We start from the raw sequence: 12428 nt of genomic DNA, 5'->3' as shown, positions 1-12428 counted from the left end.
CTCAACTCCTTAATGTTGGTTCTTGACTAATAATTTCAGGAAGCACGGAAGCTAGATGAGCGGTGACTTGACTGTAGCGGCGGGTAATCAGCAGGGAAGAAGAACATTGGATGGCTAGTTGATCTGTATATCTTCCCAAAGTTTGACGCTCAATGCCCCAAGTGCGGCTGGTGCCAGCAATTGTCAGGTCTACATTTTTTGAAGCTTCGACTACAGCTTGGATTGGATCTGGAGCTTGGACAATTTTGATTTCTATGCGATCGCGGACACTCTTCGGTAATTGTTGGATCATCATGTCCAGATCGTGACTCAATTCATCCTTGAGGCAATTTGGCGGTAAAACCTGTAAAACTTGCAACATACAAGTTTCATTATTGATTAGCAGTCTCAAAGCCAATATAAATGCCAAATCATCGTGAATATTTGCAGAATAAGGCACCAACAAGCTTTCTAAGCGATCGCTTCCCCGATCTACAAATACTGCGACATCAACTGGGGCAGTGGTGAGCATTTGACCGACTTTTCCACCTAAGCGATTGCTACTAAAAGCTGGACGATGCCATCCCACGAGAATTAAATCAACTTGGTCTAATACGGCAATTTGTGCTGTTTCCCGTGCGACATTGCTGGATATGCGAACGATGGGATGCACATAAGAGCGTGTTTCTGGCGGTTCGAGAGTGTTAATCAGTTGTTCTAGCTGCTGGCGACGCTGGGCGATTAATCGATCTGCCTCAATTGGGGTACTTTCAAAGCCATAATCTTCTTCAAATTCAATCAAGCTGAGGGGATGAACAACTGCGGGTTGTCGATAGTTTCGTGCCAATGCTACTGCCAACTGTAGCAAACCTTTTTGAGTACTCGGATTAGCCACTGGCACCAAAATTCGGTAGGGACGAATGTAAGTTTCACTTCCAGCAGAAGTGCTTATACCTGTCTCTACTTCCGACTCTGGTTCCATGACATCTAACCTGATCAGCTTTTTCGGATATGTCCATTCCAGCAATGGCGAGGTCATGAATGTAGTTACTAATGCCATAATTACCAGCATGGTAAATATTAAGGGGGAAATTACCCCTAACTCTAGACCAATGTTTAGTACTATCAGTTCGGTTAAGCCGCGAGTATTCATTAACCAACCGAGTGCCGAAGCTTCTCGTTTACTAATGCCGCTCACACGAGCCGCTACGTAAGTGCCAACATATTTGCCTGCGATCGCTACTCCTAAAACCAACGCACACAACAGCCACAATTCTGGACGGTTGAGCAAGCCAATCTGCGTTCGCAAACCACTGTAGGCAAAAAATATTGGCAGCAAGAATATCAGAACAAAATCTTCGGTTTTTACTGCCAATTCCCGCACTAAATCTTCATTTTTGGGCATGGCTGCTCCCAGTAAAAATGCCCCAAAAATTAAGTGAATGCCAATTAGTTCGGTGATTAGTGCCGACGCAACCACTCCCATATAAATCCCAGCTAGCAGCAATTGGCTGAGGCGTCCTGCCCGGAGGTAATGGCTGGTAAGGCGTTTGAGGAACCAACGTCCCGCCGTTAGCATCAAGGCGATGTAGACTATGCTGGCGATAATTGTGGGTATGGCACCAGCAAAGTCGCCAGTCCGAGCTACTGCGATCGCTACTGCTAACAGACACCAAGCTGTCACATCATCTACTGCTGCACAAGTTAACGCCAACGTTCCTAAGCGCGTTCCTTGTAAATTGTTCTCGGTAATGATTCGTGCCAATACCGGAAAGGCAGTAATCGACATCGCTGCCCCCAAAAACAAGGCGAAGGCGGTAAAGGATACACTAGCGTTGGAAACTAGGGGATAAAGTATTACCGCTAGCAATGTTCCTAAGGAAAAGGGCACTAAAATACTTACGTGAGAAGTTAAAACAGCTACTTCTAATTGTCCGCTGAGGTATTTTGGATTTAGTTCTAGCCCAATCAGAAACATGAAAAATATTAGTCCCACCTGAGACAAAACATTTAAAAAAGGAAAAGTTTCTGGTGGAAACAAGGTAACTGCTAGATCGGGAGCAACTAAACCAAATAAAGATGGGCCGAGCATAATCCCGGCGACAATCTCACCAATTACCAGTGGTTGCTTAATGGAACGGAATCCTAGCCCTACTAACCGTGAAAGTCCAATAACAATCAACACCTCAACCAGAACGAGAATAACTATGTGCATGGTTTCCTCAAAAGTAACTATCTGGTTTTTCTAAGATGATTCTTTATAAGACTGGAAAATGTCAAGCTTATTAAATATCCCCAAGGTTAATTTGGGCTTAGTTATAACGTCAATTGCTGTCAGGACGCAGTTACAGAGGTGAAAAATGAATTCTGATGAGTTTTAGGAGCTAAAGATAGAAGAACTTCCGAATTACCGATTTAACCAAAAATAGGTAATGGGCATTCAGTTTATAATGGTACTTAAACGTCACTACAAACAAATTAGCGGTTATAGCGAGAATCAAAGCAGAGAATTTTGCCCAATTACTAGGTAATTAATTTTATATTTAAATTTGCTTAAGCGGAAGATTTATCATAGCTTGTACCGTGTAAAAAAACGGCAATCAGTGGTGATGCCATCAGGGTAGTAATGACTGCCATAATAACCATTATAGTGAATAAAGTTGGGGTAATTATTTTCCAAGACTCAAAGTAATCGTCAAATCTGTGTCAATAAACAGGTGAAAACGAATTGAAAATTTTGATGATTTGAGGTATCACAACCACTCCCCACCCCGAAAACGCCAACGAAGAAAAATAATTCGCATCAGGCTTTGTGAACTAATAAAAACTGCTAGCCACACAACGCTATAGTGTAATAGAAAACCTGCTGGCGAGAGTTCCTCTTTTGGTAAAGGTATTGGTAAGAAGCCAAACAGCTTTATTCCACAAAACACAAATACTAATTCCCATATACCAGCTAAGAGTTGATAAACTGCTGGCCAATCTCTATCCCATCGGGATTTTTGCAGATAGTCATAAAGCACATCCCAACCTAAGCCAAAGATAGCGACATAACCAAGTATCCAAAAATAAACTGAGTTAGCACTAAAACCAATCCAACCAATTGCAAATGGCAAAGATACGAGTACGCCGACAGTTGCAAGTAATAATAATCGAGTTTGCCAACGACCAAATAAAGTTGGTGTCATAGGAGTGCTGAGTGCTGAGTTAGGAGTTAGGAGTAATGAAGAATAGAGAAATTAGAGTTTTTATAAATAGATTTATCCATAAATTAAGCTTTCCCCCGTGCGACAATCTTCATTGGCTGAAAGTGATTTGGTGGTACAGACAGCTGCATTGAGAAAGAAACTAGAAATATGTGCATTTAACAACTATATTTTATATCTTTACAAGATTCTATACATTTCTATACCATAGATGGTTATCTTTAGTATCCAAGCATCTATGGGGTTTCTACTTGTTGATATGGTTGCAAAGTTAATATTGCCGCAGTTGAGCTTTTGAGGGTGAATGTTGAGCCTTTGAGCTTGAAGGTTGAGCCTTTGAGGGTGAACGTTGAGCCTTTGAGCTTGAACGTTGAGCCTTTTATGCTGAAAGTTGCACCTTTGAGCTTGAAAGTTGCACCTTTTATGCTGAAAGTTGCGGTTTAAAAGCTCAAGTTTGGGGTTTGGTACTGAAACGTATATGCGATGTCTACGATGGTCACTGAGCTTGTCGTTGGCGCAGCCTTTCGTAGAGAAGTGCGGGCTACGCCTACGCACCATGTTTCATTTTATTTTAGGTACAAGTGAGCGCTCATACTGCGCTAAATGAGTCTGAGAATTGAACCGCAGAGGCGCAGAGGACACAAAAGAAGAGAGATGAGGAAGCGTTAGCGCAGCTTACCGTACTCCTACGGACAAACAAGCTATGCGTAGCGTTCCATTGGCGCAGCCTCTCGTAGAGAAGGAAAGGTATCGCTATTATACATGTATGTATTTGCTTAATTTTGGCATCTGTCGTTAGGATAAGTTACAGGTGTAAAAATTATCTCTACTGCTAGCAAAGATGAATATTGACCCTGTAGTTAATGCACTTAAAAGTATTGCTAAACCTGCGGCTTCTCTAGTTATTAATCAAGTTCAACGCAATGAAACTGTAGTTAGAACCTTAAAACAATTCAATTTTGACCCAGTACAACCACCTAAAGATGTTGATGGTGTTTATGTTTATTCTTTAATTGAGTATGGTGTGGATAAGCAGGAAGTACTGCTGAATCTTTTTCGAGAAAGAGAAATTAAAAATGCTTTTTGGAGTGCTTATACTTCAAATAATCCCTTGGGTTTCTACAAGGAAGTAGAAAAGTTTTTGCAGGGGAAGGATTCAGAATATGATATCCGATTGATGAGAATTGATCTGCGATCGCAATTAGAAGACTTTGGGGAAATATTTATTAAGGTTGCTAAAAGAAGTAAATCAATCGAGTTTGAACCTTTTCCAGAATGGAATTTAGACGAGTACTCAGCAGAATTTAAGTCATTAATTAAAGAGAAAATTCGCTCATTTTGTGGTCGTCAGTTTGTATTTGACGCATTTAAGCAATTTTGCGATAAAAATCGCAGTGGTTATTTTACAGTAGTGGGTGATGCGGGGATGGGGAAGAGTACCATTGCTGCTAAATACGTCTGGGACAATAAATCACCATGCTATTTTAATATTCGCTCCGATGGTCGCAATCGACCGGAGCTATTTCTTGAAAGTATTCGCAAACAATTAATTAAGCGTTACCAGTTGCAGAATGCCCAGAAGGCTAATTTAGCAGATTTATTAGAACAGGTTAGCAGAAAACTGACTGCTGGCGATCGCCTGGTAATTGTGGTTGATGCGCTGGATGAAGTCGAACAAGAAACAGGGGGGAATCTTTTAGATTTACCGCCGTCGCTTCCTGAACGTGTTTATTTTCTGCTGACTAGACGACCATATACCATAGATAAAAAACGCTTGTCTGCACCAGATGTCCCTGTCGATGAGCTAGATTTAAGCGCAACTAAGTATGTTGATTTGAGTCGTGAAGACATTCAGGAGTATATTCGGTTCTTTTTGAATGCCGATGAAGACTATAAGAAGGCACTTAGACAATGGATTCAAGACCGCAATATTTCTGATAATGATTTTGTTGAGCAGGTAGCAATTAAGAGTGAAAATAATTTCATGTACCTGCGTTATATTTTGCCAGGAATTGCTAAAGGTGACTATAATGACCTGAGTTTAAAGCAATTACCCGATGGTCTAAAGGATTATTATCAAGTTCATTGGGTACGTATGGGGATGGATGCAAAGCCCCAAGAAGAAAAAGTATTTATCCTGTTTATTTTAGTGGAGATTGGCACACCAATTACTTGTGAGATGATAGCGGATATTGCCAAACAAGAGGAATATGATGTGCAATTAGTTTTAGAAGAGTGGGTTGAATATTTGAAGAAGCAGGATATAAAAGGAGAAATCTGCCACAGCATCTATCATGCAAGTTTTTTGGACTTTTTGAAAGCAAAACGGGTTTTAGATTCCAAACGGAACCTATTTCAAGAGGTTAATCAACGCATTGCAGACTACCTTATAAAGAAGATGGCGTGAAATGGGAGAATTTGCTGACAAATTAGCGTTACAAAGTCCTGCTTTTCAACGTGCTTATTTGGGTAGTTTAGCGCCAAGCTTGGTGAAGTCGGGAAATTTAGAGGAGTATTACCAAACCCTGACTGATTTTGATTTCATCACTGCCAAGATTAACCATCCTGAGTTTGGGGTACAGCCGCTAATTGAAGATTATGATTTGATTGATCATAGGGAGATGTCTAATAACTCAGAATACAACTTTAAAAAAGGCACAAGTCTGGAATTGATTCAAGGTGCATTGAGACTGTCAGCGCATATTTTAGTCGTGGATAAGCGGCAATTAGCGAGTCAATTGCACGGACGGTTACTAAATCAGAAAATGCCAGAGGAAATTCAGGAATTACTGGCAAAAATAAAGCAAAAGAAAACTACCCCTTGGCTGTGTCCTTTGACTCTTAGCTTAACGCCACCAGGGGGGCGCTTACTTCGCACCCTCAATGGTCATACTTCCTGGGTAAATGCCGTCGCCGTCACCCCCAATGGGCAACAAGTGATTTCTGTATCCGATGATAAAACCCTCAAAATCTGGAATTTGGAAACTGGAGAAGAACTGTTCACTCTTAAGGGTCATAACTTCTCGGTAAATGCCGTTGCAGTTACCCCTAATAGTCAACAGTTGATTTCTGCTTCATCTGATTGCACTTTGAAAGTTTGGAGTTTGGAGACGGGGAAGGAATTGTTCACTCTCACAGGTCATAGTCATTCTATCAACGCAGTCGCCGTCACACCTAATGGTCAACAGTTAATTTCTGCTTCATCTGATTGCACCTTGAAAGTCTGGAGTTTAGAGATTGGAGAGGAATTGTTCACTCTCAAGGGTCATAGTCACCCGGTAAATGCCGTTGCAGTTACCCCTAACGGTCAACAGTTAATTTCTGCTTCATCTGATGAAACTTTAAAAGTCTGGAGTTTGGAGATTGGAGAGGAATTGTTTACTCTCAAAGGTCATAGTCACTCGGTAAATGCAGTTGCCATCACACCTAATGGTCAACAGTTGATTTCTGCATCTTCTGATGAAACTTTAAAAGTCTGGAGTTTGGATACTAGGGAGGAACAATTTACTCTCACTGGTCATAGTGATTCCGTAAATGCAATCGTTATTACCCCTAATAGCAAACATTTAATTTCTGCATCTGATGAGCGTACCCTAAAAGTTTGGAGTTTGGAAACTAGAGATGAGAAATTCACCTTCAAAGGTCATAGTAACTCGGTAAAAGCAGTTGCTGTTACTCCCAATGGTAAACAGATAATTTCTGCATCTCGTGACTGCACTTTAAAAGTTTGGAGTTTGGAAACTGGGGAAGAACAACTCACCCTCAAGGGTCATAGTCACTCGGTAAATGCAGTTGCTGTTACTCAAAATTCTAAACAGGTGATTTCCGCATCCCGCGACCGCACTTTAAAAGTTTGGAGTTTGGAGACTGGGAAAGAACTATTCACCCTCAAGGGTCATAATCATTCGCTCCAAGCAGTTACCGTTACTCCCAATGGTAAACAGGTAATTTCTGCATCTTCTGACGAAACCTTGAAAGTCTGGAGTTTGGAGACTAGGGAGGAAAAACTCCCCCTCAAGGGTCATAGTAACTGGGTCAAAGCAGTTACTGTTACTCTCAATGGACAACAGGTAATTTCTGCATCCGATGACAGACAACACCCTCAAAGTCTGGAATCTAGCAACAGGGGAGGAACTATTTACCCTCAATGGTCATAATTCCTCGGTAAATGCCGTCGCCGTCACCCCCAATGGACAACAGGTAATTTCTGCATCCGATGACAACACCCTCAAAGTCTGGAATCTAGCAACAGGGGAGGAACTATTTACCCTCAATGGTCATAATTCCTCGGTAAATGCCGTCGCCGTCACCCCCAATGGGCGACAGGTGATTTCTGCATCCGATGACAACACCCTCAAAGTCTGGAATCTAGCAATAGGGGAGGAACTATTCACCCTCAATGATCATAATTCCTCGGTAAATGCCGTCGCCGTCACCCCCAATGGGCGACAGGTGATTTCTGCATCCGATGACAACACCCTCAAAGTCTGGAATCTAGCAATAGGGGAGGAACTATTCACCCTCAATGATCATAATTCCTCGGTAAATGCCGTCGCCGTCACTCCCAATGGGCAACAGGTGATTTCTGCATCCGATGATAACACCCTCAAAGTCTGGAATTTGGCAACTGGAGAAGTTATTACAACTTTCACTGGGGATAGTCTCATTTATTGCTGTGCAGTTGCTCCAGATGGTACGACAATCGTAGCAGGAGATGCTTCAGGTAGAGTGCATTTTTTGCGTCTTGAGGAAATGAAAGGAAAATGAAAAGGAAGTAATTTTATCTGCCAAAGATTTCATTGACGGTAATGTTTACATTAGGGAAAGCTTTAATTGATAAACTTTGACCGCTAGTAAACTTTTGCATCAACTGATATCCTGCGGCTGTTGGTTGTTGATAAACTTCCACAATTTGCTCGTTAATATTTACTAACCAAACTTCAATTATGTTTGCTTCTGCATATAAAGGAATTTTCACTTCCCGGTCATACACGATAGTCGAATCAGAAACTTCAATTAGTAAAAAAATATCTTGTGGTTGGGGGTGTGCAGTGGCGTAGAAATCATCACGGGGCTTAAGTAATGCTACATCTGGCTGAGGTTCTGAGTTATTGTTCAACGCGACCGGATTTTGAGCAGCAAGTATAACGTGTTTACCCAACAGCAGAATCAACAGATTAACAAGTCGATTTACACAAGCAGCGTGTTTTGTTCCAATAGGCGACATATCAATAATCTCTCCCCGAATCAATTCCACCCGGTCATCCTCTGTGAGAATCGCCGACTCAACCATCTTATGATATTGCTCAATTGTGAATTTTCGTCTTAGCAATTGTACAGTCATGATCACCTCTACTGTTGCCTCATCTTTTAATTATTCCTCACAATTATGAACTTACCACCCAGACCACCCACTGCAATCAATTCCAGAGGACATCCCACGGAGTTTGAGCAAATCATTCAAGAAAAAAGCCAAAACTTTGTCGGTCGTGAATTTGTTTTCACCGCTATTAACAACTTTCTCCACCGCCATAAGCAGGGTTACTTCACCATCATTGGCGCACCCGGTAGCGGGAAAAGTGCCATCCTCGCCAAATATGTGACAAACAATCCTCAAGTTATTTATTACAATGCCGAACTTGAGGGTAAAAATCATGCTGACGAATTTCTCATAAATATCTGCACGCAACTCATTAATCAATACTCGCTTAATTACACCTCCCTCCCTGATAACGCCACTGAGGGAAGTTGGTTTTTCTCTAGTCTTCTCCAGCAAATCAGTGATGAGTTAGAACCTCATCAAAAACTGATAATTGCCATTGATGGGTTAAATTGCATTGACTGCAACAGCCAACCACCTGGTACAAATCTGTTTTATCTCCCCCGCTATCTCCCGGATGGGGTCTATTTTCTCCTCACTCGTAGACCTTTTTTGCGCGAGAAATCGGGTTTATTAATTGAAACGCCGTCGCAAAGTCTTGATTTAGCAGATTATCCAGAAGAAAGTCGCCAAGATATTCAAGCATATATTCAAAGTTACCTAACCCTTCAAGAGATCCCCCCAACCCCCCTTCAAAAGGGGGGCAATATTTCCCCCTTGTTAAGGGAGGATCTTAAATCTTGGTTGAGTAATCACCAGATTAAGGAGCAAGAATTCTGCGATCGCCTTACCACTTTGAGCGAAAATAATTTTATGTATCTCAGTCAAATAATAAGTGCGATCGTAGAAAATTTCTACCCGGAACCATTGCAATACAATCAACTCCCCCCAGCTTTAGAAGCATATTATCAGCAGCATTTACACAAAATGATTCCACTCGAACAAGGAACGGAACATAGCATAGATGTGTTAAATGTCTTAATACAGCAGCAAAAAGCAATATCAGTGGAAGCGATCGCTTGTATTCTTAATACTGATGAGTATGAAGTTGAGGAAGTCTTAGAAAATTGGCTAGAGTTCTTACAGCAACAACAAACCTCTTCAGAAACCCATTACAGTCTCTATCATTCCAACTTTCGAGACTGGCTAGTTAGACAGCAAATAAAACCTTTTGAAAAACTTTCCTAACCCTATCGGTTAATGGAGAGGGTTAGATTGTAAAAAATGGAGCTAAGCGGATTCGAACCGCTGACCCCCTCAATGCCATTGAGGTGCGCTACCAACTGCGCTATAACCCCTTAAAATCCATTATATATATTCGCTTAATTATTGGTACTTTGTCAAGCTTTTTATCGAAACTAAATTTTAAATATCTCCTCTAGTACTTAGCACTCTCTACGACACCTTTAACAAATAAGTCATACAGTGCCCCATCAAAAAGTAAACTACCAGCATGGCAGCAGCAGCTAAAGCAACCAACGTACCAGCCAACATTAGAGAAAATTCCTTACTCTCATAGGCTCTTTCCATCAGGTGCAGTGACCACGCCACTAAAGCTACATCAAAAAGTAAAATAGGAAGTAACATATTTTTTAATATTTATTAATACTTGTAAAATAATATTAACACCCTTTTAAGGAAGTGTGTCTTACCTAAGATAGATGCCATTAATTAATTAATGAATAACTGTTTCGGAGGACAAGCGGACTGGTACATTGCGATCGCGCAAATAATTTTTGATTTCTGCTACGCTTAATTGTCCGTAATGTAACAGAGATGCCAGTAATGCTGCTTCAGCTTTGCCTTCAGTTAGGGCAGTGTAAATGTGTTCACAATTACCTGCACCACCAGAAGCAATGACTGGAATTTCTACAGCATCGGCAATTGCCCGTGTGATCTCGATGTCATACCCGGCTTGGGTTCCATCAGCATCCATACTTGTAACTAGCAGTTCTCCGGCCCCCCGTTTTTCAACTTCTTGTGCCCACAGTAGGGCATCTAAGCCTGTATTTTCTCTGCCACCCCGCACATATACATCCCAACCTGGATTTTCCGGGTTAATTCTGCGTCTGGTATCAATAGCAACAACTATGCACTGATTACCAAAGCGATCGCTAGCCCGATTAATCAAGTCTGGTTCCCGCACTGCCGCAGAGTTAATACTAACCTTATCTGCGCCGGCTCGTAACAAAGCTTTAACATTTTCTAAGGATTGAATGCCACCACCCACAGTCAATGGAATAAAGACCTGTTCAGCAGTTCGGTAGACCACATCTAAAATAGTAGCTCGGTCTTCATGAGTAGCTGTAATATCTAGAAACACTAACTCATCAGCACCGGCTTCATTGTAAACCTTGGCCAGTTCTACCGGATCGCCTGCATCTTGGAGGTTGACAAAGTTAACTCCTTTTACAACCCGTCCCGCCTTCACATCTAAGCACGGTAAGATTCTTTTAGATAACATAATAACTTTTGTACTCCTGGGTAATTGACCGGAATTTAAATTTTAAATTGGCGCGGGTATTCTCAAACGAAAATTTTCACGGGCGTTATTCATGGGGCAAAAACAGTTCCGAGTTCCGAGTACTGAGTGAAGAAGTGAGATTCTCAACTCGGTACTCACCACTCCTGAAGGGCATTGGTTATTCTTTTTCCTTCTGCCTCCCCACTCCTAATTACAAATTACGAATTATTCTGTTCCCTTAAAAGTAGATAGCTGAATTATGGCGATAATCTCCTCGAAAAAACAGCCTCCAGAACCCAACGGAGAACCAAAGCAGCTTCGAGAGTCGGCGAGGACACCATCCACAGACAATATTTTGCAACCTGAAGCTGCTGTTGATGAACAAGATAAGCAGGAAGAGGGAATTCGACCGCAGCGATTTGCCGATTACATAGGGCAAAAAGATTTAAAGGATGTGCTAGATATTGCCATCAAAGCAGCCAAGTCTCGTGGTGAGGTGTTGGATCACTTGCTGCTGTATGGGCCGCCGGGATTGGGCAAAACCACAATGGCAATGATTTTAGCATCGGAAATGGGGGTAAATTACAAAATTACCAGTGCGCCAGCCCTAGAACGTCCACGAGATATTGTCGGGCTACTAGTGAACCTCAAGCCAGGGGATATTTTATTTGTAGATGAAATTCATCGCCTCTCGCGGATGACAGAGGAAATTCTCTATCCGGCAATGGAAGATTATCGCTTAGATATTACTATTGGTAAGGGTTCTGGCGCTCGCATTAGAAGTTTGCCTCTGTCCAAGTTTACTCTAGTGGGAGCTACAACCCGTGTGGGTGCTTTAACTTCACCACTGCGCGATCGCTTCGGTTTAATTCAAAAATTACGATTTTACGAAGTTGATGAACTGACTAAAATTGTACTGCGAACCGCGCAATTACTCAAAACCCCTGTTACAGAAGATGGTGCCACAGAAATTGCCCGTCGTTCACGGGGAACGCCACGTATTGCTAATAGGCTACTTAGGCGAGTCCGTGATTATGCGGAAGTAAAAATAACTGGCGAGATTAATGAAAGCGTTGCATCTGAAGCATTGCAACTATTCCAAGTAGATCCCTGCGGTTTAGATTGGACAGACCGCCAGATGCTAAGTGTGATAATTGAACAATTTAATGGCGGGCCAGTAGGGTTGGAAACAATGGCAGCAGCCACGGGTGAAGATACCCAAACTATTGAAGAGGTGTACGAACCTTACCTCATGCAGATTGGCTATTTAACTAGAACTCATCGTGGCAGAATGGCAACTAAGGCAGCATATAAGCATTTGGGATTCACGCCGCCTAATGAACAGTTGTCATTATTGTAATGAAAGTAAATTGGGCATTGGGCATTGGGCATTGGGCAT

11 protein-coding genes and 1 tRNA gene are annotated in these 12428 nt (G+C 41.8%); 6 read left to right on the top strand and 6 right to left on the bottom strand.

Annotation, left to right across the window (positions count from 1 at the left end; genetic code table 11):
* Window position 1: 1 nt before the first annotated feature.
* Entirely contained in the window at window positions 2-2194 is a 2193-nt protein-coding gene (locus tag F8S12_RS21735; RefSeq protein ID WP_196518324.1) for a cation:proton antiporter, read from the bottom strand.
* 538 nt (window positions 2195-2732) lie between these two features.
* Window positions 2733-3167 (bottom strand): hypothetical protein, encoded by a 435-nt coding sequence (locus tag F8S12_RS21725; RefSeq protein WP_196518322.1) that lies wholly within the window; start codon window positions 3165-3167, stop codon window positions 2733-2735.
* A gap of 318 nt (window positions 3168-3485) precedes the next feature.
* Here F8S12_RS21725 and F8S12_RS21720 point away from each other — a divergent pair, with 318 nt between their 5' ends.
* The 4 genes from F8S12_RS21720 to F8S12_RS42035 all read left to right on the top strand — a co-directional run bounded on the left by F8S12_RS21720 (window position 3486) and on the right by F8S12_RS42035 (window position 7952).
* Window positions 3486-3629, top strand: coding sequence for a hypothetical protein (locus F8S12_RS21720; protein ID WP_196518319.1), 144 nt, complete (start codon window positions 3486-3488; stop codon window positions 3627-3629).
* Between the two features lie 397 nt (window positions 3630-4026).
* On the top strand, window positions 4027-5592 hold the full coding sequence (locus F8S12_RS21715) for an AAA family ATPase (RefSeq protein ID WP_196518317.1): 1566 nt from the start codon (window positions 4027-4029) through the stop codon (window positions 5590-5592).
* Between the two features lies 1 nt (window position 5593).
* Complete coding sequence (locus F8S12_RS21710) at window positions 5594-7342, top strand: hypothetical protein (protein ID WP_196518315.1); 1749 nt, start codon at window positions 5594-5596, stop codon at window positions 7340-7342.
* Window positions 7272-7952 carry a WD40 repeat domain-containing protein gene (locus F8S12_RS42035; protein ID WP_196518313.1) on the top strand — a complete coding sequence of 227 codons (681 nt, stop codon included), beginning with the start codon at window positions 7272-7274 and terminating at the stop codon, window positions 7950-7952. The genes F8S12_RS21710 and F8S12_RS42035 overlap by 71 nt, the downstream gene beginning before the upstream one ends.
* A gap of 13 nt (window positions 7953-7965) precedes the next feature.
* Here F8S12_RS42035 and F8S12_RS21700 read toward each other — a convergent pair whose 3' ends face one another.
* Window positions 7966-8529 carry a Uma2 family endonuclease gene (locus F8S12_RS21700; RefSeq protein WP_196518311.1) on the bottom strand — a complete coding sequence of 188 codons (564 nt, stop codon included), beginning with the start codon at window positions 8527-8529 and terminating at the stop codon, window positions 7966-7968.
* Between the two features lie 45 nt (window positions 8530-8574).
* Between F8S12_RS21700 and F8S12_RS21695 the strand changes: the two genes are divergently transcribed.
* Window positions 8575-9753, top strand: coding sequence for an ATP-binding protein (locus F8S12_RS21695; protein WP_196518309.1), 1179 nt, complete (start codon window positions 8575-8577; stop codon window positions 9751-9753).
* Between the two features lie 37 nt (window positions 9754-9790).
* Here the strand turns inward: F8S12_RS21695 and F8S12_RS21690 are convergent.
* From F8S12_RS21690 to hisF, 3 genes are all read right to left on the bottom strand, one after another.
* Window positions 9791-9863, bottom strand: a tRNA-Ala gene (locus F8S12_RS21690).
* 97 nt (window positions 9864-9960) lie between these two features.
* Window positions 9961-10152: a hypothetical protein gene (locus F8S12_RS21685; protein WP_196518307.1), complete on the bottom strand. Its 192-nt coding sequence runs from the start codon at window positions 10150-10152 to the stop codon at window positions 9961-9963.
* An 88-nt stretch (window positions 10153-10240) separates the two neighbouring features.
* Window positions 10241-11029 carry an imidazole glycerol phosphate synthase subunit HisF gene (hisF, locus tag F8S12_RS21680; protein ID WP_196518304.1) on the bottom strand — a complete coding sequence of 263 codons (789 nt, stop codon included), beginning with the start codon at window positions 11027-11029 and terminating at the stop codon, window positions 10241-10243.
* 259 nt (window positions 11030-11288) lie between these two features.
* Between hisF and ruvB the strand changes: the two genes are divergently transcribed.
* A complete protein-coding gene (ruvB, locus tag F8S12_RS21675; protein ID WP_196518302.1) occupies window positions 11289-12389 on the top strand; it encodes a Holliday junction branch migration DNA helicase RuvB in 1101 nt (366 codons plus the stop codon).
* The last annotated feature ends 39 nt before the right edge of the window (window positions 12390-12428 follow it).

Source organism: Nostoc sp. WHI (genome assembly GCF_015714725.1).
Taxonomy (GTDB): Bacteria; Cyanobacteriota; Cyanobacteriia; order Cyanobacteriales; family Nostocaceae; genus Nostoc.
Note: the sequence above shows the minus strand (reverse complement) of the source record. Positions and strands in the feature narration are given on the sequence as shown.